The organism is Streptococcus sp. NLN64 (assembly GCF_015831295.1).
In the GTDB taxonomy this organism is placed as follows: Bacteria; Bacillota; Bacilli; order Lactobacillales; family Streptococcaceae; genus Streptococcus.
Genome location: NZ_JADXDQ010000027.1, coordinates 1 through 23,238, shown reverse-complemented (window position 1 = coordinate 23,238; position 23,238 = coordinate 1). Strand labels below are relative to the sequence as shown.

The window sequence follows — 23,238 nt, the reverse complement described above, 5'->3', positions numbered from 1 at the left end:
AGCAGTAAAAGCATTAGGGATGCGGCAACATCCTTAAGACATTTTTAAATATGTTCACCTTAAGTATAACACAGATAGTGTTTTTTTGCGCTTTTTTACTGTGTTATTTTCAAATAAAAGACTATATTTCCTGCTGAGGAATTGGATCAAATACATTAGTTCCGCAGGAAGTCTACTAAAAAAGAATCAAGCTAAACGCCTGATTCTGAAGGAGTTAGAATGGTAATTTTCCGGCTAAAGCCCCCATTGTTTTTTTGGTTTCTTGGTCGATCTGTTCAAGAGCCTTGTTTACGGCTTGCACGGTCATGTCTGCCAAGGTTTCCATATCATCAGGGTCTACAATAGCAGGGTTGAAGCGAATGGCTTTTACTTTGCGGTCGCCGGAAAGAGTAGCAGTCACTAGGTCTTGGGCAGAGGAACCGGTGAAGTCTTTTGCAGCTAATTCAGCTTGCTTTTTCTCCATATCCTTCTGCATTTTCTGAGCCTGTTTCATAATATTTTGCATATTCATCATAAGGATCATCTCTTTTCTTTTTTATTACAACTCTCTTATTTTATCATGTTTTCGGATGAAAAAGTAAAGAAGAGTAAATTTCCAAGCTAAATGTTTGTGATTGTTTGAACATTTAGATAGGATAGAGGTAACTCAAGAAAGGAAGAAATGATGTCAAAGAAAAAAGTTATTATTGTTGGGGCCTCTCATGGAGGGCATGAGTCGGCTATCCGTATTTTGGATAAGTACAAAGATGTTGATGTTACGATTTATGAGGCAGGAGATTTTGTCTCTTTCATGTCTTGTGGGATGGAGTTGTTCTTAGAAGGAAAAACGCTAGGTCAGGATTTTGTAAGAAACTTTTCGCCTGAAGAGTTAACGGCTCGTGGAGGCCGCGTTGTAAATAACCATCAAGTGACAGCTATTCAACCAGATGCAAAAACCATCACAGTGACGAACCTTGTAGCAGGGGTTGAAGAGACAGTTGCCTATGACAAATTGATCCTAAGTGTTGGGGTAGAGTCTATTGAACTCAATCTTCCGGGCAAAGATTTGGAAAATGTCTATTTAATGCATGGTTATGATTGGGCTAGCAAAATAAATGCGGCTCAGAATGATGATCAAATTAAGAATGTCGTGGTTATTGGTTCTGGTTACATTGGAGTTGAGGCTACACAAGTCTTTACTAAAGCTGGGAAGTCTGTAACCTTGATTGATATGCTAGAGCGTCCTTTGGGGAACTATCTCAATGCAGAGTCAACAGAAATCTTAGAACAAGCTTTTGTTGATGCGGGGGTTAACCTCCATATGGGAGCTAGTGTCCAAGCCTTTTTGGGTGAGACTAAGGTAGAGGCAGTGAAGACCGATAAGGGTGAAATTGCTGCTGATTTAGTGATTGTGGCTGTAGGTGTATATCCGAATACTGCTTGGTTAAAAGGGACCCTTGACCTGGATGAGCGTGGTTACATTAAGACAGACGCTTACTTGCGGACCAATGTAGCTGATGTCTACGCTGTTGGGGATGCTACCTTGCAGCCATCGATTCCTGCAAATCAATCCCTGCCAATTGCATTGGCGACAACGACGCGTCGTTCTGCTTTTTACTTGGCAAATACTTTGTTTGATCAGAAACCAGCGCGTGCCTATAAAGGGGTTGTAGGTTCTTCAGCCTTAGGTATCTTTGGTTATAAATTTGCGACTTCTGGTTTGAATCAGTATACTGCAGGTCGTTTAGGGTTGGCCTTTGAAACCAGTTTTTATGCGGATCGTGTTCGCCCGGCTTATATCCCTGAGAGTGATAATCCAGAAGTATTTGTCAGCCTGACCTTCCATCCACAGACCCACCAGTTACTTGGAGGTTCTGTTTTGTCAACTCAAGATGTAACGGCACAAGGAAATGTCCTTTCCTTGGCTATCTCACAGAAGATGACTTTAGAAGATTTGGCAGAAGCCGATTTCTTCTTCCAACCAGGTTTTGATCGTCAATGGAGTTTGCTAAACCTTGCTGCACAAGATGCTTTGGGGTATAGCCGTTTTTAAAGTTGCACCAGTTAGGGAGTCCCCTAGCTGGTTATTTTTTGTCATTTAAAATTACTTTGTACAAATAATTGACAAATCGTTATTTAAAATGGTAAAATTCAAGAGTATGTTATGATATAAAGGAGATTACTATGGATAGACGAGAGGTCAAGCAGCGCTTTTCCATTCGGAAGTATAAATTAGGAGTTGCTTCTGTCTTATTGGCAACGGTATTTGCAGGAGGTTTATCGACTGCGAGCCCTGTTTCGGCTGATGAAGTCGAAGGGGCTGGGGCAGAAAGCCAAGAAGCTACTGGTCAAGATCATGGGCAGGAATCGATCGCGGAATCCTCAGCCACTTACGGTGGTGAAGCTGTTATAGAGGCAGTGGAGGAAGAGGCGGCTGTGTTAGATGCTGTACCTACAGAGGTAAGCTCTGGCAGGTCTGCTGAGTTGAATACGTCTGATAATGTTGTTGCAACAGCCAATACGCCATTCCGTAGTACTTCTTTGCGGAATAATGAGACGAAAGAGGTTCAAATTTATAGCCAGTCACAGAGTTTGCAAATTTCAACCAATGATGCAAGAGATCAAGGGGCTCAAGCTAATAACCTGAAGGGTTATATGTTACTGGATCAGCATACCAATGAGCGCGAGACAGTCCGGTGGGAGTTAGACTATATTCCGAATCGGGTTAATGGTCGCCCAACGGATGTTCCGGTAGGAGTGAATTTTACTTCATCCGGAAACATCGACATTATCCCATCCTCCGTTAAATTTAATGGTCAAAGTTTAGAATCCATAGGGAATGGATCCTTTTTCTCATCCTCGGTGAAGGCTAAGATTGGTCAAACGAACCGTCTTGAATTTTTGACCTATGTAGATCGTAAAGACATTGATTTCTCAAATGCTACAATCCGAATCGCAACGGATGTGCGTCCAAATGCAAAAGTCGTTGTAAATGCTCGAGATACACCACTAAAAGCCCCTAATAACCGCAATATTATGTGGGCGACACCTAAGTTTGAGACTGCACGATACCATGAGACGGTACAGGAAATTGAGGGCCCAAAAGATTCGACTGAACTGGTTTCAATTCCGTTTACAACGGTCTATCAGGCTGATGATCAGTTCGAAGCAAAAGCCACTGAAGTGATACAAGACGGAAAAGATGGTCAAAAAAATGTAGTGACCACTTATTCAAAGAATGAACAAGGCCAATTCGTTCCCTCTCGAACGGAAACCGTTATCGCGGAACCAGTTTCGAAAATTGTTAAGGTAGGGACAAAATCCAAAGTTGAGACACTTGTTCTTCCATTTGAAACCGTTTATCAAGACGATCCAGATATGAAGGTGACCGATCCTGAAGTCGTTTTGACGGAAGGACGTAATGGTCAAAAAACGGTAATCACAACCTACACCCTCGATAGTACAACGGGAGAGGTTCGAGAAAATCCACCAACAGAGACAGTTGAAGCGGCGATCACTAGGCAGATTAGACGGGGAACAAATCGGGAAGGAACTGAAACTCCCTATGCGACAGAGTACCGGGCAAATCAGGATTTAGTAGCTGGTACTCAAAGAGTTATCCAGGAGGGGCAGAATGGAGAAGAGCGGATTGTTCTAGAACCTGTCACTGGTTCTGGTCAAGCTACCTTAACGAGTAAGTCCGATATTAGCACAGAAATTCAGCGAATTCCGCAGGTCATTATGGTCCTTGTAGAGGATATTGAGGGTCTTTACCTTTATAACGGAGTGGAAAGTCTTGCCCCGCTTTGGAACAACCTACAAAATGGTGATAAACTTCTTTTAATCCGAGCAGGCCGTTTGCCAGAAATCTTCGAAACACCTCTAGCTAGTTTTTCTGTGAAGGGCCAAGATGAAACCATTAGGCCGTTAGAATCTGTTGGGGATATTACAGCAGATCAAATTCCTGATAGATATGGCCTAACGAACGAAGAAATTGAAGGGGCGGAACTCCGTTTTGAAACAGATCCGTTTACACTAGATGATCAAGTTCTCAATAACAATCCATCTCTTAAAGCATTGATGAATCGGGTTGGAAGCCGTATTATTTCAATCCGTTCACTTAGTCGTGATGTTTGGACCGAAAAACGCTATCGACAATCAGAAGCGGCATTTGAGAACGCTGGATTCCCGGTAACCTATGATGATGAGGCAGGCTTGTTAGCTGTTGAGACAAAGACAAAGCCGATTACTAAGGTGATCTATAAACCACTTGATATTCAGATTGGAGATGATTCAGGTGAATTACGAATTACAGATGCGACTTTGACGGTGAATGGCCAGTCCCAGAAACTCCCTGTTCAATCTGGAAAAGTTGCGAGTCGCTACCAGCCGGAAAGTGACTCTCCTATCCAAATCACCTATACTTTTGAAGGGACAGCAACTAGAACTCGGACGATTACAACCATAGTAACAGCAGACAATCAGTTGGTTGACCGTAAAGAACAGGAGGTCTCTGCTGCTGTAAAAACTGACATAAGGCCTGCTGTAACTAAGATTGTTGAAGTTGGGACCAAAGCCAAGATTGAAGTAAGTCCCCTTGCATTTGAAACAATCTACCAAGAAGATCCGAATATGAAGGCAGATGATCCTGAAGTTGTTGTGACGGAAGGACAAGATGGTCGGAAGACTGTAACCACGACTTATAGCTTGAATCCCCAAACCGGCGAAGTGACAGCAAATGAACCTACTGAGGAGCTTGTGGCAGCAGTGAATCGTGTGATTCGTCGAGGAGTTGGTCAGGAGACAAAGATTCCATTTGATACAGTTTATGTAGCGAATGAACAACTGGATGCTGGTCGACAAGTCGTTGAAGTTGAGGGAGTTGAAGGAGTTCGTCAACCAAACGGGGCAATTTCACAAGAACCAGTGACTCAAAGAATCCAAGTGGGAACGAAGCCAAAAGTAGAGGAGAGGACGTTGGATTATAACGTTTCTTACCGTGCTAGTGATGAACGTCCACTTGGTTGGGAATCTGTTTACAATGCAGGTGTGAAAGGGCTTGAAAGAACTACCACAGCCTATATTCTTGATCCAAGTACAGGTGTTGTAACAGCGGGTGAACCAACAACAGAGCTTGTGCGTCGTGTCATTGATCGTGTCTACACTATCGGTACAATGCCTAAGATTGAAGTTTTAGAGATGGCTTTTCAAACGGAATACATCGACGATTCAGCGATGAAGGCAGATGATCCTGAAGTTGTGGTGATAGAAGGTCAAAACGGGCAAAAAACGATTACGACAACCTATACTTTGAACGAGACTACTGGTGAGGTGACACCAAATAGCCCAACTGAAGAGCTGATAGCAGCAGTGAATCGTGTCATCCGTCGAGGTGTTGGTCAGAATAGTAAAATCCCGTTTGAAACGCTTTATCTTGCAAGTATGGAACTTGCTGCTGGTGAGCAACAGGTGCTAACTCCAGGCGTTGAGGGAACTCGTCATCCAAACGGCAGTGTTACTCAAGCTGCAGTCAACCAAGTGATTCAAGTCGGGGTCAAGCCCTTGATTGAAGAAACAGTTTTGATTTTTGAGACAGTCTATCAAGACGATGCTACGATGAAAACGAGCGATCCCGAAGTAGTAGTTGTTGAAGGTCAAGATGGGTTGAAGACGATGACAACGACTTATAGTTTGGATAGTCAAACGGGTCAAGTGACTGCGAATGCGCCAACTGAAGTATTGGTAGCACCAATAAACCGTGTTATTAAACGAGGTGTTGGGCAAGATACAAGTCTTCCATTTGATACGGTCTACATTGCAACAACAGCCTTGGATGCAGGTGTGCAACAAGTCCTAACCCCAGGTGTAGAAGGAATTCGTCATCCCAATGGTAGCATTATCAAAGAAGCGGTTGCTCAAATCGTTCAAGTTGGTGTGAAACCAGTAATGGTGATTGAAAGCCTAGCCTTCCAGACAGTTTATCAAGACGATGCTTCAATGAAGGCAACTGATCCAGAGGTCTTAGTACAAGCTGGTCAAGCTGGCCAACGTGTAACGACCACTACTTATGTCATGGACGAAAAGACAGGTCTCGTTAGTCCACAGGCTCCAGTTGTTCAAGAGACAGCGGCAGTTGATCGGATTATCAAACGTGGTGTCGGTCAGGAAACTGAAATTCCATTTACCACTGTTTACTTAGCAACCAACACTCTTGAAGCAGGTCAGAAAGTTGTGGTTATTGCTGGTCAAAATGGTCTACGTCATCCAAATGGCAGCATCACCAAAGAAGCAGTCGCAGAGCTTGTACAAGTTGGTGTGAAACCTCTTGTAATGATGGAAAACCTTCCGTTCCAAACAATCTACCAAGATGATACTAGTATGAAAGCTAGTGATCCAGAAGTCTTGGTCCAGGCTGGTCAAGCTGGACAACGTGTGACAACCACCCATTATGTCATGGATGAGAAGACGGGTCTTGTCAGTCCACAGGCTCCAGTTGTTCAAGAAACAGCGGCAGTTGATCGGATTCTCAAACGTGGAGTTGGTCAAGAAACGGAGATTCCATTTACCACCGTTTACCTGGCGACTACAGAGCTGGTAGCTGGACAACAACAAGTCTTGGTTGCAGGTCAAAATGGTCTTCGTCATCCAAATGGCAGCGTTAGTCGTGAAATGGTACCAGCCATGACTCAGGTTGGTATTAAGCCAGTTGTTGTTACAGAAGAATTGTCTTACCAAACTCGCTATCAAGAAGATTCAAACATGTTGGTAAGTGATCCAGAAGTTGTAGTTCAAGCGGGTCAAACCGGTCAACGCATTCGCACAACCAATTACAGCTTAGATCAAGCGACTGGCCAAGTAACAGCCTTGACACCAATCCTTGTCGAAACGGCAGCTGTTGATCAGATCATCAAGCGTGGTGCTGGTCAAAATACAGAACTTCCATTTGCAACACACTATGTTGCCGATGCAACGCTTGCTGCTGGTGAAAAAGATGTGCGTATTCAAGGTCAAACTGGAATTCGTCATCCAAATGGCAGCATTACCAAGGAAGTCGTAGCTCAAGTTGTAGCTGTCGGAACTCGTCCAAGTCAGCGGACAGAGACAGTTGCCTTTGCGACTCGTTATCTAGAAGCCAAAGAAATGGCAGCCAATAGCCGTCGAACTTTGGTTGAAGGCCAAACCGGTCAGAAGACCTTTACCGTCACTTATGTCTTGAATGCAGCGAATGGCCAGGTAACAGCTCAACCTGAGACCGAAGCTCTTACCACTCAGCCTGTTACGGAAGTCATTGAAGTGGGAACCAACTCAACGATGCGAACTGTTGATCTTGAGTTTTCAACTGTTTATAAAGAAGATAAAGAAATGACAGCCGGTCAACAAGTTGTAGATCAAGAAGGTCAAAAAGGCTTGGACACCTATACGACAACTTATGTCTTGAATGTTGAAACCGGTCAAGTGACAGCCCAACCAGAAGTCGTTGAGCGCACCAGCAACCCAGTTGCACGTGTCGTTCGAGTGGGTGTGAAACCACTTGTGGTTGAGACAGAGCTAGGCTTTGCGACTGTTTATCAAGATGATCCGATGATGTTGCCGACAGACAAGGAAGTCGTGCTGGTTGAGGGGCAAATTGGTAAAGAAACACGTACCACTAACTATGTTCTAGACATTCAAACTGGTCAAGTGACAGCGCAAGAACCGATTGTGGAGCGTCAAGAAGCTGTGAATCGCCTTGTGAAACGAGGAGTAGGACAAACGAGTCCAATTGCCTTTAAGGTTATCTATAAGGGGGATGTGACCTTGACGGCTGGCCAGCGAGTGGTTGATCAAGAAGGCCAAGAGGGACTTCGCCATCCAAATGGTAGCGTCCTTAAGGAAGCCTTTGATCAAATTATTCGTGTTGGTCTTAAGCCAGTTGAGAGAGTGGAAGAGCTTCCGTTTGAAGAAGAAGTGATCGAAGATCCAAATCTTCCACTGGGTCAAATCTGTGTTGAAGTTGAAGGTCAAGCTGGTAAACGGATTACCCGTATTACTTACAGCCTCAACCCTGAAACAGGTGAAGTAACAGCTCATGAGAGTGTTGAAACTCTTGCACCTGTAAAACGTATTGTTCGTAAAGGAACCAAAGTAGAAGAAGTTTGCCCACCAGCTGAAGTTGAAGTCTCAACCCCAGCTCCTGAAGCAAAAGTTCTTCCAAACACGGGTACAGCAGACTCTGCTGCCCTTCTTGTGGCAGGTGGTCTTGCCGGTCTTGCAGGCTTAGGTTTAGCCGCTAAAAAACGGGAAGAAGACTAAGGTTTTCTGAAATAGAATCAAAAGGTCGTAACAGGATGTTGCGGCCTTTTGTTGTTAGGGTTTTCGAGAATGACTGGCTTGAGACTGAAACGAAAAGAGAGAGTGAGACAGAACGATTTTCACAAATATACTCTTTTAGTTTATCTTTTATTACTGTGTTAGCTCGTCTTGCCGTACTTCAGTACTGTCTGCGACTCGCTGCCTTGTACTAAAAGCAAACTAAAAGACTATAAAATCATTCGTTACAAGTCTTTGTTTCAAGTTGTAATACTCGAAACAGTTCGAAATCTGAACAGGCAATCCGATGAAGGCAGAACTAGGGTTCGGCGAAGAGGATTCACACATTCAGATTTTGAAATGTAATGAGTATAAGCTGAAACGGTTTCTCCCCAAACCGACCTCGCTCTTTTATTGTTAGGCTCGGGTTCAAACAGTCTCTTCCCAGACTGTTTTCGCTTTCCATATTTAGGGCTCAAGTACTAACAGTCTCTTCCCAGACTGTTAGTACCCACCCCCGCTCTAAAGGCATGTTGAATGTCTTTAGAGCTTGAAGATGAAATGAACGAAGTTCAAGTCAATGTTGATTCGGTTACTTTCGGAGGTCAAAGAGTCAGGAATTGACTCTTTGAGTTTCTGGACAAGAGAACAGGAAAGGTTCTCTCAATAAAAGCGAACAATTGTTATTTGCTTCGCTCTCCTATCTGCTACCTCAAACAGCCTTTTAGCTGTTTAACCGAATCAACCACTGCGTTAAAGTGAATCCCCTAACTAAAGTAGGAAGGTTGAGACTTTTGTTCCAACCTCTTTCATATTTCCCTTCTTTCAGAATAGCTTTACATTTGGGATTAGTCTTGTTATAATCATCAAGTATGAAAAAATGAAAAAGGAGATACAGTACAATGGATGTAACTTGGGGTGTTAAGTACCTTACTGAGTTTATTGCGACAGCCTTCCTACTTGTCTTGGGAAATGGTGCCGTTGCAAACGTAGATTTGAAAGGAACCAAGGGAAATAACTCTGGTTGGGTTGTGATTGCTTTGGGATATGGTTTAGGTGTTATGATGCCAGCTATGATGTTTGGTAATGTTTCTGGAAACCATATCAATCCTGCCTTCACACTTGGACTTGCAGTCAGCGGTTTATTCCCGTGGGTACACGTTGCACCTTATATTTTGGCACAATTACTTGGAGCTATGTTCGGACAATTGCTGGTGGTTGCCGCTTACAACCCTTACTTCAAGAAAACAACGAATCCAAATGCTGTACTAGGTTCCTTCTCAACCATCTCAGCCTTGGATAATGGTAGCAAAGAATCTCGTTCAGCTTCTATCTTTAACGGTTTTGTGAACGAGTTTATCGGTTCCTTCGTGCTCTTCTTTGGAGCTATGGCCTTGACGCGTAATTTCTTTGGAGCTGAGTTGGTCGGTCGTTTGGTTGACAATGGTTTTGACCAAACAATGGCGGAAACAGCAGCTGCACCTTACACAGCTGGTAGCTTGGCAGTAGCCCATATTGCCATTGGTTTCCTTGTTATGGCCTTGGTTGCTGGCCTTGGTGGTCCTACTGGTCCTGCTCTTAACCCAGCTCGTGACTTGGGTCCTCGTCTCCTTCACTTCCTCTTGCCAAACAGCGTGCTTGGTGAAGCCAAAGGAGATTCTAAATGGTGGTATGCCTGGGTGCCAGTTGTAGCCCCTATCTTGGCTTCAATTCTTGCCGTTGCCATCTTCCAAATGATTTACCGTTAATTTGTGAAAAGCCTGTTTATCAGGCTTTTTCTTATATAATTACTTGTCTTTTTTTTATTTTTTTTTTACAATAACAAGAGTTATGGTGGAGGAAATGATGAGTAAAGATAGGTTAGTACCCGTACTAAAAACAAATAATCGTCGCTTAAATTTAGAATTTTATGTTGAGAAAATTGGTTTTACCGTCTTGCTGGAAGATGCAGGTTTGGCTTCTTTGGGAGATGCGCAGAAAAGAGTCTGTTTGGAGATGGAAGAGCTTCCTTCTAATAGAGCTCTGCAACCTAGAGGGAAGAAGAAATTGGATTTATTAGTTTTCCGCGTGCAGGATCCCAAGGCCGTGGAAGCAGGTTTGGCTCGTGGTTTGAAATTCGATGAACTGTATCAAGGATCAAAAGGCTGGGCTTATTTGGCGACTTCTCCGGAAGGGGATCGCATTTTGGTGCATGCAGAGGCTTCCCTTGCAGACTTGAAGGTCGTCGAGCAGTCAGACTATCCTGAATCATTTCAAGTGGGACCAACAAAATTGGATCACGTGGAGTTGGAAGAATTGCGCCTGAATGTTTTGAACAAAGAGAAGTCTGAGGTCTTCTACCAACGTCTCAGTTGGCCTACTACTCTGGTCTTTACTGAGGCTGAGAGTGAGTATTTGACAGCTGCTGCAGGTCAGACTTGGGATTTGTATCAGTTCCGTCTCTCGCAAGCGGATTGGAATTTAGATGCCCTGAAGCAGATTTTCTCAGATCAGGAGTTTTTTGTACCCAAGCGAGAGAATTTTTTCTTGACCCAAGACCCTGCTAATCAAATAGAATTATGGATGGAGTCCCATGGTTAAAGCCTTAGTCGCAAAGATTCAAGAGCACCTCGCCCAAGAAGTTTATCCTGGTGCAAGTCTAGCCCTTTATCGAGATGGGAACTGGCAAGAATACTACTTTGGCTGGGCTGACCCGGATCAGAATTTGCCAAGCCAACCCGGTTTGGTCTATGATCTAGCCAGTGTCAGCAAGGTTGTGGTAACAGGAAGTCTCATTTTACAGGGAGTGAAATCCGGAGCACTGAGTTTAGAGGAATCTATCCAGAGTCGTCTTCCCCAGTTTGACCATCCACATTTACGAGTGGTCGATCTCCTGACCCACACCTCGGGACTAGATCCCTTTATTCCCAATCGCGACAACCTCAACAGAGAGGAATTGCGCCAAGCCATGCTCCATTTGCAGCTACGACCTGAAGCCAATTACCTTTATTCCGATGTGAACTATATTCTTTTGGGGTTCTTTTTGGAAGCTCTTTATGGTAAAAGCTTGGAGGAGCTAGTTGTGGAGCAGGTTTTAAATCCCCTCCAATTGCTTTCCACCGGTTACGGGCCTTGGCCAGGTGCTGTCCCCACTCTCAAAGGGAATCACACTGGTCAAGTTCATGATCCAAAGGCCCAAGTACTGGGCCCCCACACAGGTAGTGCTGGACTCTTTTCCAATCTAGAAGATTTAGAAACCTATGTACTCAGTCAACTAGACGATGAAAGTTCCTATCTAGATAGCATTCATGGTTCCGACTCGGCTAACCCTCGAAGTATGGCTTGGCGCAGAGAAGGTGACTGGTTAGACCACACAGGCTATACTGGCACTTTCTTACTCCTCAATCGTAAGACAAAAGAAGCAGCTATTTTTCTATCCAACCGAACCTACTGGAAAGATGAGAGGGCCCAGTGGATCCAAGATCGGAATGAACTCATGGACTTGATTCGACAAAGAACAGGTTAAACTAGACGAAGTAAGCGGCCGGTGGTCGCTTTTTTGTCAGTTTCATCTTTTTTTAAAATCCTCCACAGAGGGGGAGAAGGATCTTCAGCGGATTGATTGCAAGCGATGCTTGCTTCATTACCTATAAATTTTAATCCAATTCCTGGATTAAAATTTATTTCAGATTTCGAACTATTTCGAGTATCAGTTTGAAATCCAATGAGTATGAAATGAAGAGAATAAAAAACCAGGCTGGTTAACCAGCCTGGAAAGGGGGATTGATTAAGCCAAGGCGTCGTCCATTGAAAGAACTTCGTGGAAGACACGTTGTGTCAATTCAGTTTTTTGTTCAGGAGTGAGGTACTTGGTGTTGACACAGTAACCTGAAATCCGGACGATGACATCTTCACCAGACATGATCTTGTCATAGACATCTGAAAGGTCCATAACGTTCAAGTTAACGTGTTGGCCACCGTTTTCGAAGTAGGCATCAAGGATGGTTACCAAGTTGTCTACTTGCTCATCACGGGTTTTACCAAGGGCACGTGGAGATACCTGAGTTGTGAGGGAAATTCCGTCATTTGCGTGTGCAAAATCAAGTTTCGCCAAGGAGTTCAAGTTTTGGAGCCAGCCACCTTTAGATTTAGGCGATGGGTTGGCACCTGGTGAGAAGAACTCAAGTTCACTTGTATTGACGGTACCATCTTCGTTGAGGAAAACTCCGCGGTGAACTGGGGAGTGACCAGTTTGTTTAGAGTAAGCAACGTTAGAAGTGATGGTCAACAAGGATACGGTTGCTTCCGCGTTCTTGTAAAGTTTGTGGCTTGCAAGACGGCTGTGGAAGGCTTCCAAGAGCCATTCTGCGATAGCATCTACACGGTCATCATCTTCCCCGTAACGTGGGTAGTCCCCAATTGTTTCGTAGTCGTAGATATAGCCATCTTCGTCACGAATTGGTTTAACAGTTGCATACTTAATCGCAGATAGAGAGTCAACTGTATTGGCAAAGCCACAGATACCGAATCCCATGTTTGCCCCTTGATGGGTTGGGAGGAAGGCCATTTGGGCTGCTTCGTAGTTGTATTTATCAGTCATGTAGTGGATAATATTAAGAGCATCCACATAAGTATCTGTGAGCCAGTCAAGAGACTCTTCGAAGTTTGCTTTAACCTTGTCAAAGTCAAGAATCTCATCACGGATAGGTTCGATGTCGAAGACCTTGTAGTCTTTGTGAACATCATCAAATCCACCGTTTAGACCAGTGAGGAGAGCTTTCAAGACATTAACCCGGGCACCGAAGTATTGGATGTTGTGGCTTTGGTTTTCGTTTTCAGGATCCAAAGGAGACACACAACATGAGATACAGCTCATTTCGCCGTAACCTTCTTTCGCCATAGTGGTAACCCCTTCGTACTGGATAGATGAGTGTTTATGACTCATATCCATACAGTAGCGGCGGAAAGCATATGGTAATTGGTCTGTCCAAAGAACGGTCAAGTTTGGTTCTGGTGAGTTACCGATGTTATCCAAAGTGTTCAAGAAACGGTAGTCCATTTTGGTTACACGATGGCGTCCATCTGCCCCCATACCAGCCATAGAGGTAGTGATGAAGGTTGGGTCTCCAGAGTACAGTTGATCGTAAGCTTTGGTACGAGCAAATTTAACGGTACGGAGTTTCAAAACAAAGTCATCCACGAATTCTTGGATTTCTGATTCAGTGTAAGTACCACGCGCCAAGTCCCGTTCTGCATAAATATCCAAAACAATCGGAACACGTCCAAGGGAAGTAGCGGCACCGTTAATGACACGAGCTGCTGCCATGAAGGCAATGTTAGTCCATTGGATAGCTTCTTTGGTGTCCATGGCTGGGCGACGAACATCTACACCATACAGATCACCAAGAGCAACAACGTCTTTAAGGGCCTGGTACTGAAGATTGACTTCTTCACGAAGACGGATAGTGTCTTCGTCGATTTCTGTCAAGGCGTTCCAGTCATCGACTTTCTCAGCCATGAGGAAATCTGCACCATAAAGTGCTAGACGGGCATAAACCCCGATAATCCGTCCACGAGAGTAAGCATCTGGCAAACCAGTTACGGTATGGGCGTGACGAGCTCGACGAATATTTGTGGTATAGGCACGGAAGATACCATCGTTAACGGTAGTCGCATACTTGGTGAAGATTTCATGCAAGTGTGGGTCTGGCTCATAGCCATTTTCACGAAGGGTAGTTTCCGCCATACGGATTCCTCCCTTAGGCATGAAGCTTAGGCGGAACAATTCAGAGTTTTGCAGACCAAAGATAAGCTCATTGTCCTTGTCAATGTAGCCAGCAGGGATGTCTGCGATAGAAGCAACACGGTCTGTGTCCATTGGGAAACGAGTTGCTTCGTAGCCAGCCTTAGTCTCTTCAATAATCTTCTTGATGTGAAGGGAACGCTCGGTTGGACCTGCTAAGAAACTCTCATCGCCATCGTATGGAGTGTAGTTTGCCTGTACGAAGCGAGACACGCTGACCTTTTCTTTCCAGTCAGTCCCTTTAAAGCCTTCCCAGGCTTTGTCAAAAATGTCTTGAGTTTCTACAGTTGTTTTAACGACCATATGGTATACCTCATCATCTTTCTAGTCATAGACACTCTCCAAAAAAAGCAATCTATGGAATCTCTCTTGCCTAGTGAACCGTCAGAGTCTAGATTGATTTTTTTATGAGAACTGTTATAATTACACTTTGATTATAACACAAAGTAATCGTTTTCAACAACGAAAATACGAATTGTAAGGGGTTTCTGATATAGTACAGTTTTTGAAAAAATAAAAAGTGTACTATATCTGTCCTATTGTAGTAGAGGAGGTGAAAAGACTGTGCTCATTTTCCCGTTATTAGATGATCAGTCCCGTAAAATTATTCATATTGACATGGACGCTTTTTTCGCAGCGGTTGAGGAAAGGGATAATCCTGCGTTACGGGGAAAACCTGTCGTGATTGCGCGAGATCCTCGGGTAACCGGTGGTAGGGGAGTTGTCTCGACAGCTAATTATGAGGCTAGACGTTTTGGCATTCACTCTGCCATGAGTGCCAAGGAAGCCTATGAACGTTGTCCCCAAGCAATCTTCATCCAAGGAGATTATGCCAAATACAAGGCTATTGGACTAGAAGTCCGGGAAATTTTTCGGCGCTACACGGACCTCATCGAGCCTATGAGTATTGATGAGGCCTATCTAGATGTAACCGAGAATAAAATTGGCAGCCAATCTGCGGTAAAGGTGGCTCGTCTTATTCAAGAGGATATTTGGAGGGAGCTGCAACTAACTTGCTCGGCAGGGATCTCCTATAATAAATTTCTGGCTAAGTTAGCGAGTGACTTTCAAAAACCACGAGGGCTAACGGTCATCAAACCTGGGGAGGCCCTGGACTTTCTGGCTCCTTTACCTATTGAAAAATTTCACGGTGTTGGGAAAAAAAGTGCTGAACGCCTGCGTCAAATGGGTGTGGAAACGGGAGCTGATCTTTTGGAAGTATCTGAAATTGAGCTCATTGACCGCTTCGGAAGATTTGGCTACGATCTCTATCGCCGTGCTCGTGGCATCCATAACGCTCCTGTCAAACCCAATCGTATTCGCAAATCTTTTGGTAAGGAGAAGACCTACGGTAAGTTCCTACGCCAGGAAGCAGATGTCCGTAAGGAGCTCCAAGGTTTAGCGCAACAGCTAGCAATCAATCTGGAGCGGGAAGATGTGCAGGGGAAGACAGTGGTACTCAAGATTCGATGGGAAGATTTTCAAACCTTGACCAAGCGCGTTTCCCTAGACAGATCAGTTTTTCAAGAAGCTGATTTACTGGAACAAGCCCTGGCCCTGTATGAAAGCATCGAAGAGAAAGACAAGGCCATCCGTCTCCTTGGAATCACCCTTACAAACCTAGGTAAGGAGCGAGAAGAAGACCTATTGGACAACCCTGAAGAAAAAGAAACCGCCGATCATGAAGCCCTCTAAAGGGTGGAGTTATCAGCGGTTTCTTCTTGAATGTTGCAAAAGAGTGGATAGCTATTTCATACTTAACGAATTTCAAAATCAGTTTGTTATGTTTCAGTTCGTTCGAATATTGGCTGAAAGAACTCTGTCAGGTCAGCTTCGGTCAGGCCAATCATGGGATCAATCTGGTCCCAATTCCCATTGGTTAGAATTGAGGCTTCCAAAGTTATGGATTCTTCTTCCACAGTTCCGGTAGAGTTTTCCACAGCGCTGTGGATATCTTGTGGATAAATTGTGGAAAACCTTTGTGAAAGATAGGTCTGGCGTTGGGTTCCGAGGTTTTCCACAGAATAGGCGTAGGCTGTGGACTGGCCGAGGAGGATGAGTTTACTTTTAGCACGGGTAATGGCTGTATAGAGAAGGTTGCGTTGAAGCATACGGCGATTGGCCATTGTCAAGGGAAGGATGACGACAGGGAATTCACTTCCCTGGGACTTGTGGATACTCATGGCATAGGCTAGTCGAATTTTGTACCATTCTTTGCGGGGGTAGGTGACTTCACTCCCATCGAAGTCCATCCGGATTTCATCTTGGTCGGAATCACTATAAGCCGCAGGGATGAGTTCTGTAATGGTGCCTAAATCTCCGTTGAAGACGTTCGCTTCGGCATCGTTGACGAGGTGGATCACTTTATCCCCAAGCCGATATTGGCCTTCAGGCCCATCGAATGCTTGTTGTTTATTTTTTAAAGGATTGAGAAGGTTTTGCATGAGTTGGTTGATAGCATCAATCCCAGCATGTCCTCGGTACATAGGAGCTAAGACCTGAATATCTTTTGCGGCTATCCCGCTCCGCAGGGCGGCATTAACGATGCGCTCAATTAATTGAGGGATATGTTCGGGCCCAGTTTCAAAATAGGAGCGATCTGCTTTTTTTTCTTGAAAATCATGGGGAAGTCGACCGTGTTTGATGTCATTGGCCAAGTGAACAATAGTGGATTCGGCATCCTGACGGTAGATTTTTTCTAACTGAATTTTGGGAATTGCCTCGACTTCCTGCAAGTCCGCCAAAACTTGACCAGGACTGACAGATGGAAGTTGGTCGGCATCGCCAACCAACAAGATTTTGGTATGATTGGCTAGATTTTGAAAGAGCTGATGGGCCAGCCAAGTGTCGACCATAGAAAACTCATCGACGATCAAGAAGTCGGTATCTAAAGCTTCATCCCGAGTGCTGACTTCTTCATCTGCCACCATGCCTAAATGACGGTGGATGGTCGCTGAGGGCAGTCCGGTTAGTTCGTTCATTCGTCGGGCTGCCCGGCCTGTTGGTGCGGCCAGCATAATGGGTAAATCTTTGGCCTTCAGGTCAATCTTGTGTAATTTGGCGTAGACTGCAATAATACCGTTCAAAACCGTGGTTTTTCCAGTCCCGGGTCCTCCGCTAAGAATAAAGATGGGTTGTTGAATGGCCTGGAGAATGGCTTCTTTCTGAACAGGGTCATAGGTGATGGCCAATTCTTCCTCTATTTGCGTGATCAGCTCTTGAATAGTGGCTGCATCTGTTTTTTTATCAGTATTTTGGTCCCGGGCTTCTAGCAGGCGAAGAAGGTGATTGGCAATTCCTTCTTCCGCAAAGAAGAGACTATTGCTGAAGATTTTGGTATCCACATGTTGGATTTTATCTTCTTCCAGCAGGTGGGTTAATTCTGTTGCAATAACCTGTGGATCAATGGATTCCTGCCGTGCTTCTTCGAGGAGGACCAGAGTTTTTTCCAATAGTGGTGCTGCCTCTAGATAGGTATCCCCAGATTCTAAGCTGTGTTGGAAAAGGCTGTGGATAATTCCTGCTCGAAAGCGTTCTGGCGAGTTGGTCTCGATTCCTAAGCGTTCAGCAACTTGGTCGGCAATGACAAAGCCGACCCCCCGTATATCTTCAACCATTTGGTAAGGGTTGTCTTTGATGACGGTGAGGGTACTTTCTTGGTAGGTGTCGTAGATTTCCACCGCCAAGCGATTAGGGATCCCTAAGTCTGCTAGCTTGGCCAGCGCTTGTTCCAGACCGTAATTGACTTTAAGCGTTTGAACGAGGGCGAGGCGATTGGCTTTGGATAAGCCCTTAATCCCTTCCAGTTTTTCAGGATGGTTGAGTATTTCATCAATGGGATTTTCAGAGGAGTAAATTTCTAGAATTCGCTTGGCCGTTTGTTGGCCAACTCCTTTAAATTGGGGACCAGAGAAAAACTTGACCAAACCTTGAGGACTAGGTTTTTCACGTTCGTATCGGCTAGTATTGACCTGCTCGCCGTAGCGAGGGTGTTGGACCAATTGCCCATAGAAGCGATAAGAACTCCCCTCTACAATAGTCGCAAAGGTACCAGTGATAATGACTTCGGATGCAGAATAGTCAGAATCCGTTTCATCCAGATCTACCAAAAGGATTTTAAAGTAGTTGTTTTGGTTTTCAAAAATAATTCGCTCCACACGACCAGAGAAATAATGTTCCATCAGAATTCCTTTCTAAATGAAATAAGGAGATTGAGACTTTATGGGTCCCAACCTCCTTAGAAGTACATGTTTATCTCCTTCCTAAAGCAAGGAGGAAGTTTTACTCGTGGAGAAGTTTAAAGCTGTTAAAAGGCCAAAAGCGTAGGACTACTTCACCTTTGATTTGGTCTGCTTTAAAGGTGCCGACGTCGCGACTGTCTTTGGAGACAATCCGATCATCCCCTAGGAGGTAATACTCTCCTTCTGGGACGGTTACGCTAAAGTCTGTCTGGCCATCCCGGTTTGCGGTAAAGGCAGGAGAGGCTTGGGCCAGTGATTGGAAGTACTTACTATAGGAGTAAGTGTTTTGAAGCTTGTCAGCCTGGAAGGCAGCCTTGTAATCGGCTAAATAGGTTTCTTCAACTTCCTCACCGTTTACATAAAGGGTGTCCTGCTTAAATTCGATTTGATCGCCGGGCATCCCAATGACCCGCTTCACAATTTGCTTTTCTTTGCCATTGTCATCGGTCTCTGTCGCAACCACGATATCATAGCGGTCAATTTGATTCTGGTTGAAAACAATCAGATGTTGACCTTCAGCTAGAGTAGGATCCATAGAGTGTCCTTCGACCCGGACCGCTTCCCAGAAAATAAGGCGGGAGACGAGGATTCCACCAATTAAGAGGAAAAAGACGAGGGTATCGATCAGTTGCCGTAATCGGCTGTTTTTTTGCTTTTTGTTCTTTTCAGCTCTACTTGCCATAGTCATCCTTTCTTGCGTAAGCCTTGTCAACCATGATCTGACAAGACGCCATTCTTCGTACCTAGGTAGGCAACACCTATTGTACCATATTTATCATATATTACGCGAGAAGAACCAAAGTCCTTTTTATTTGAAAAAACAGAAGACTTTCTGATTGGCAACAGCAGGAGCTCGAGCTTCCACGACAAACGCATGAGAGATTTTTAGCGAGAAAATAGAGTTTTCTGTATTTCAATGTTCAGGATTTTCACAATAAAAAATAATCCTTTTTGGAATCTTCTATAGGAGAATCGCTAAAGTTACTAAATTTAAACTGTGTTATAATTCGGAAATTACTGTTTCATGCGTTTGTCGTGCGAGGCTTCCTTTGAAAATGACAAGCTACCGCCTTTCTGCTATAATTGAGGGAAAGGTGATATTATGGCAAATTTAAATCGATATAAATTTTCTTTTGGAAAGAAAACCCTAACGTTAACAACTGAATACGACAATCTCTTTATGGAAGAAATTGAACGGTTGGCTCAGGAGAAATACCAGGCTCTCAAGACTCAGATGCCGAATGCTGATGACGAGACCCTGGCCTTGCTTTTGGCTATTAATACCCTCTCTGTCCAGTTGAATCGAGAGATGGAGTGGGCCAAGCAGAACCAGGAAGAAGACAAATAGAGGTCAACTATGCTCGATATTGTCATTTTATTGGTTCTGATTTGGAATGTCTATCTAGGATTTCAGCGAGGACTAGCCTCTCAGCTGGGACAGACGATTCTTTTTGCAATAGCTTTCCTTGTAGCTTCTTTTACCTATAGTGGGGTGGCAGATGTCCTCAGTCTCTGGATTCCCTATGCCAACCCGGTGCGGGGGAGTCAGGCCCTCTTTTTTGAGTCCGCCATTTTATTTGACTTAGACCGCGTTTTCTATAGTGGTCTTGGCTTTTTACTTGTCTTTATCTTGGTTTGGATTGTAGGCCGTATCTTAGCAACTTTTTTGGTCTTTTCACCCTGGAAACGGACCTGGGACGGTTTGCCAGCCTCTCTTATCTCAAGTGGCCTCTCCCTTCTCCTGTCCTGGTATCGGATTGAAATGCTCATTTTTATCCTCGCGACAATCCCTCTCCCCATTATCCAGGACAGCCTTAGTTCCAGTTTCCTCGTTCAATTTATGATGAACCTTTCCCCCTTTAGCCAACTAGCCCTTCGCCCCCTTTGGGTAGGTCGTGTCTTGGGAGGAATGTAAACCGTTTGTAAGAGTTTGGCGACCCTGTCGCAGACTCTTTCTTTTTTAGATTTTTCGGAGAAAAAATGAATAATAAAATATATGAAAGTTTAGAGTTTCCAGAAGTCAAAAGCGCTTTTGCCCCCTATCTTCGAACGGTAGAAGGGCAGAAAACCTTGGCCAATCTGGAACCTATGACCGATGTTAAAGAAATCCAGCGAGCCTTTGATCAGTTGGGAGATATGCAGGAGCTCGGAAGAGCAGGTCAGACCATGCCCATAACCAATCTAGGCGATTTGACCCCAACACTGAAACGTTTGCAGCTGGAAGCGGAATTAAATCTGGATGATTTCCAGGACATTAAGACCCTACTAAGGGCGAGTCAACTTCTGAAGGAATTCTACTTGGATTTAGAGGATGTCCGTCTTCCCAATTTGGCGGTCTATTTTGAAAATCTAGAGATTTTCCCACAATTTCAAGGGGCCCTGCAGGCTATTGCAGACAATGGTACGATTGAGGATTTTGCTAGTGAAGACTTGATGCGAATCCGTCGTCGCTTGAAACAGGCAGATCGAGAACTTCGGCAAACCATGCAAGAGCTCTTGAAGAAAAAAGCGGATTACCTAGCTGATCCTCTCTTTGCCAGTCGGAACGGTCGCAATGTCTTACCAGTCAAACAGAGTTTTCGCAACCGCGTTCAAGGGATTGTGCAAGACATCTCGGCTACGGGGAGCACGGTTTACATTGAACCCCGTGAATTGATTCAGATTAATGAAGGAATTGCCAGTTTAGAAGCGGAAGAGCGCTATGAGATTCGTCGAATCCTGCGAGAACTGGCTAATCTACTTCGGCCCCAAGTTCAAGCCCTTCAAAACAACCATTGGCTTCTGGGACATTTTGATTTCTTGGCCGCAAAATACCAGTATATGCGAGATCGTCAGGCACATATTCCAAATATCTCTACCCAGAATGATATCCGCTTGCTCCAGCTTCGTCATCCTCTATTAGAGCAGCCGGTGGCCAATGATTTGCATTTTGGCAAAGATTTGACCAGTATTGTGATGACAGGGCCTAACACAGGGGGGAAAACCCTGATGCTCAAAACCCTAGGCTTGGCTCAGCTTATGGGACAGGCGGGTCTGCCTATTTTAGCTGCTGAAGGTAGTCAAATTGGTCTGTTTGATGAAGTGTTTGCGGACATCGGTGATGAGCAGTCCATTGAGCAAAGTCTCTCAACTTTCTCTAGCCATATGACCAACATTATCCAGATTCTCCAGCAGGCTGGTCCTTTCTCCCTCGTTCTTTTTGATGAACTTGGAGCAGGTACGGATCCGCAGGAAGGAGCGGCACTGGCTATCTCAATTTTAGAAGATCTCCGCTTGCGGGGCATTAAGACCATGGCGACCACCCACTACCCAGAGCTCAAGGCTTATGGGATTGAGACGGATGCAGTTGAAAATGCCAGCATGGAATTTGATACGGTGAGTTTGCGGCCCACCTATCGTTTTATGCAAGGTGTTCCGGGGCGGTCCAATGCCTTTGAAATCGCAAGACGTTTAGGCTTGGCAGAAGTCATCGTGACTCAGGCAGAAGGTCAGATGGACCAAGACCAGGATGTTTCCCGCATTATTCAACGTTTGGAAGAGCAAACGCTAGAGAGCCGCAAACGGCTGGAAGGGATTCGGGAGTTGGAGCAGGAAAACCACAAGCTCAATCGGGCCTTGAAAAAGCTCTATGCTGAGTTGGAACGCGGCCAGGAAGCTGAACTCAATGCTGCTCGCCAAGAGGCACAGGTGATTGTCGCTAAAGCTACTGAAGAGAGTGATCAGATTCTGAAAAACTTGCAGGCAGGAGCTCAGTTGAAACCCCATCAAGTGATTGAAGCCAAGGCCAAACTAAAAGAACTTGCCCCAGCAACCGTTGATTTATCTAAAAACAGGGTGCTCAATCGGGCCAAAAAGAAAAAAGCTCCTAAGGTAGGCATGGAAATTCTCGTTAGCCAGTATGGTCAACGTGGTAATTTGGTTCGTCAATTGAAAGATGGTCGTTGGGAAGCCCAGGTTGGTCTGATGAAAATGACTTTAAAGGAAGATGAGTTTGAGGCTGTCCAAAAAGAAGCTAGCCCAGATAAACCCAAGTCTAAGAAAGTGTCGACAGTTAAACGGACTAAAAGTCAAGGAGCTAAGGCTCGTTTGGACTTACGTGGGAAACGCTATGAGGAAGCTATGGAAGAACTGGATGCCTTTATTGACCAAGCTTTGCTGAATAATCTGGCTCAGGTCGATATTATCCACGGAATTGGGACTGGCGTTATCCGAGAGGGTGTGCAAAATTACCTTCGCCGGAATAAACAGGTCAAGTCCTTTGCATACGCGCCACAAAACGCTGGAGGATCTGGTGCCACTATTGCCATTTTTAAATAAGGCATGCCGTAGCAAATTCTGTCATTATTTTACAAATTGGTGTAAACTAATACTAAGAAAGAAAAAGGAGCGATTGATATGGTACAAAGTGTGACCGACGCAAATTTCGTAGAAGAGACTAAAGAAGGTCTTGTGTTAATTGATTTCTGGGCTACTTGGTGTGGTCCTTGCCGCATGCAGGCTCCAATCTTGGAACAGTTGGCGGGTGAAGTCGATGAATCTGAGTTGAAGATTGTGAAGATGGATGTGGATGAAAATCCAGCTACTGCGCGTGAATTTGGCATTATGTCTATTCCAACCTTGATGTTTAAGAAGGACGGAGAGGTTGTGAAGCAAGTAGCTGGAGTACACACCAAAGATCAAATCAAAGAAATTGTTGCTTCCCTTTAATGGGGAATTGGAAAGGCCTGAGTCAGTAATGTATCAGGCCTTTTGCGCGCTTTTTACAATCGGGTTACATTTATAAAGCTGGTTAGTGTAAAATAATTCTCGGTAGCCGATTGAAAAAATAAAAAAGTCCTATATCCTAGGAAGTGCAAAATCAACCCGAAAGGATATAGAACCTATGACTATTGTATCAGAGATTTTCGAGAAATTAAAGGACTGTCAAAATTTATCCGAAGTTGAGGA

At 44.5% G+C, this 23,238-nt stretch carries 14 protein-coding genes; 10 read left to right on the top strand and 4 right to left on the bottom strand.

Annotation, left to right across the window (positions count from 1 at the left end; all coding sequences use genetic code 11):
• Positions 1 to 214: 214 nt before the first annotated feature.
• Complete coding sequence (locus I2503_RS05355; protein ID WP_196967287.1) at positions 215 to 514, bottom strand: YbaB/EbfC family nucleoid-associated protein; 300 nt, start codon at positions 512 to 514, stop codon at positions 215 to 217.
• A 150-nt stretch (positions 515 to 664) separates the two neighbouring features.
• Here I2503_RS05355 and I2503_RS05350 point away from each other — a divergent pair, with 150 nt between their 5' ends.
• The 5 genes from I2503_RS05350 to I2503_RS05330 all read left to right on the top strand — a co-directional run bounded on the left by I2503_RS05350 (position 665) and on the right by I2503_RS05330 (position 11,773).
• Positions 665 to 2,032: an FAD-dependent oxidoreductase gene (locus I2503_RS05350; protein WP_196092029.1), complete on the top strand. Its 1,368-nt coding sequence runs from the start codon at positions 665 to 667 to the stop codon at positions 2,030 to 2,032.
• Positions 2,033 to 2,163: 131 nt separating this feature from the next.
• Positions 2,164 to 8,271 (top strand): G5 domain-containing protein, encoded by a 6,108-nt coding sequence (locus tag I2503_RS05345; protein ID WP_196967286.1) that lies wholly within the window; start codon positions 2,164 to 2,166, stop codon positions 8,269 to 8,271.
• A gap of 899 nt (positions 8,272 to 9,170) precedes the next feature.
• Positions 9,171 to 10,016 (top strand): aquaglyceroporin Gla, encoded by an 846-nt coding sequence (gla, locus tag I2503_RS05340; protein ID WP_196967285.1) that lies wholly within the window; start codon positions 9,171 to 9,173, stop codon positions 10,014 to 10,016.
• A gap of 97 nt (positions 10,017 to 10,113) precedes the next feature.
• Positions 10,114 to 10,848 carry a CppA N-terminal domain-containing protein gene (locus I2503_RS05335; RefSeq protein WP_196967284.1) on the top strand — a complete coding sequence of 245 codons (735 nt, stop codon included), beginning with the start codon at positions 10,114 to 10,116 and terminating at the stop codon, positions 10,846 to 10,848.
• Complete coding sequence (locus tag I2503_RS05330) at positions 10,841 to 11,773, top strand: serine hydrolase domain-containing protein (RefSeq protein WP_196967283.1); 933 nt, start codon at positions 10,841 to 10,843, stop codon at positions 11,771 to 11,773. The genes I2503_RS05335 and I2503_RS05330 overlap by 8 nt, the downstream gene beginning before the upstream one ends.
• Positions 11,774 to 12,034: 261 nt before the next feature.
• Here the strand turns inward: I2503_RS05330 and pflB are convergent, their stop codons facing one another.
• Positions 12,035 to 14,353, bottom strand: a complete 2,319-nt coding sequence (gene pflB, locus I2503_RS05325; RefSeq protein ID WP_196092034.1) for a formate C-acetyltransferase — start codon at positions 14,351 to 14,353, stop codon at positions 12,035 to 12,037.
• 261 nt (positions 14,354 to 14,614) lie between these two features.
• On the opposite strand from pflB, the gene dinB reads away from it, so the two are divergent.
• Positions 14,615 to 15,745 (top strand): DNA polymerase IV, encoded by a 1,131-nt coding sequence (gene dinB, locus I2503_RS05320; protein WP_196967282.1) that lies wholly within the window; start codon positions 14,615 to 14,617, stop codon positions 15,743 to 15,745.
• 86 nt (positions 15,746 to 15,831) lie between these two features.
• Here the strand turns inward: dinB and I2503_RS05315 are convergent, their stop codons facing one another.
• Together I2503_RS05315 and lepB are read right to left on the bottom strand one after the other, a co-directional pair.
• Entirely contained in the window at positions 15,832 to 18,231 is a 2,400-nt protein-coding gene (locus I2503_RS05315; RefSeq protein ID WP_196967281.1) for an ATP-dependent RecD-like DNA helicase, read from the bottom strand.
• A 100-nt stretch (positions 18,232 to 18,331) separates the two neighbouring features.
• Complete coding sequence (lepB, locus tag I2503_RS05310) at positions 18,332 to 18,973, bottom strand: signal peptidase I (protein WP_196967280.1); 642 nt, start codon at positions 18,971 to 18,973, stop codon at positions 18,332 to 18,334.
• A gap of 420 nt (positions 18,974 to 19,393) precedes the next feature.
• On the opposite strand from lepB, the gene I2503_RS05305 reads away from it, so the two are divergent.
• The 4 genes from I2503_RS05305 (at position 19,394) to trxA (ending at position 22,998) form a co-directional block, all read left to right on the top strand.
• Positions 19,394 to 19,639: a hypothetical protein gene (locus I2503_RS05305; RefSeq protein WP_196092038.1), complete on the top strand. Its 246-nt coding sequence runs from the start codon at positions 19,394 to 19,396 to the stop codon at positions 19,637 to 19,639.
• A 9-nt stretch (positions 19,640 to 19,648) separates the two neighbouring features.
• Positions 19,649 to 20,206, top strand: a complete 558-nt coding sequence (locus tag I2503_RS05300; protein ID WP_196092039.1) for a CvpA family protein — start codon at positions 19,649 to 19,651, stop codon at positions 20,204 to 20,206.
• A gap of 65 nt (positions 20,207 to 20,271) precedes the next feature.
• On the top strand, positions 20,272 to 22,608 hold the full coding sequence (locus tag I2503_RS05295; protein WP_196967279.1) for an endonuclease MutS2: 2,337 nt from the start codon (positions 20,272 to 20,274) through the stop codon (positions 22,606 to 22,608).
• Positions 22,609 to 22,686: 78 nt separating this feature from the next.
• Positions 22,687 to 22,998, top strand: coding sequence for a thioredoxin (gene trxA / locus I2503_RS05290; protein ID WP_135036216.1), 312 nt, complete (start codon positions 22,687 to 22,689; stop codon positions 22,996 to 22,998).
• The last annotated feature ends 240 nt before the right edge of the window (positions 22,999 to 23,238 follow it).

Coding starts and splice junctions, on each gene's coding strand:
- I2503_RS05355 (WP_196967287.1), bottom strand. CDS start 514: ATGATGAATATGCAAAATATTATGAAACAGGCTCAGAAAATGCAGAAG.
- I2503_RS05350 (WP_196092029.1), top strand. CDS start 665: ATGTCAAAGAAAAAAGTTATTATTGTTGGGGCCTCTCATGGAGGGCAT.
- I2503_RS05345 (WP_196967286.1), top strand. CDS start 2,164: ATGGATAGACGAGAGGTCAAGCAGCGCTTTTCCATTCGGAAGTATAAA.
- gla (WP_196967285.1), top strand. CDS start 9,171: ATGGATGTAACTTGGGGTGTTAAGTACCTTACTGAGTTTATTGCGACA.
- I2503_RS05335 (WP_196967284.1), top strand. CDS start 10,114: ATGAGTAAAGATAGGTTAGTACCCGTACTAAAAACAAATAATCGTCGC.
- I2503_RS05330 (WP_196967283.1), top strand. CDS start 10,841: ATGGTTAAAGCCTTAGTCGCAAAGATTCAAGAGCACCTCGCCCAAGAA.
- pflB (WP_196092034.1), bottom strand. CDS start 14,353: ATGGTCGTTAAAACAACTGTAGAAACTCAAGACATTTTTGACAAAGCC.
- I2503_RS05315 (WP_196967281.1), bottom strand. CDS start 18,231: ATGGAACATTATTTCTCTGGTCGTGTGGAGCGAATTATTTTTGAAAAC.
- lepB (WP_196967280.1), bottom strand. CDS start 18,973: ATGGCAAGTAGAGCTGAAAAGAACAAAAAGCAAAAAAACAGCCGATTA.
- I2503_RS05305 (WP_196092038.1), top strand. CDS start 19,394: ATGGCAAATTTAAATCGATATAAATTTTCTTTTGGAAAGAAAACCCTA.
- I2503_RS05300 (WP_196092039.1), top strand. CDS start 19,649: ATGCTCGATATTGTCATTTTATTGGTTCTGATTTGGAATGTCTATCTA.
- I2503_RS05295 (WP_196967279.1), top strand. CDS start 20,272: ATGAATAATAAAATATATGAAAGTTTAGAGTTTCCAGAAGTCAAAAGC.
- trxA (WP_135036216.1), top strand. CDS start 22,687: ATGGTACAAAGTGTGACCGACGCAAATTTCGTAGAAGAGACTAAAGAA.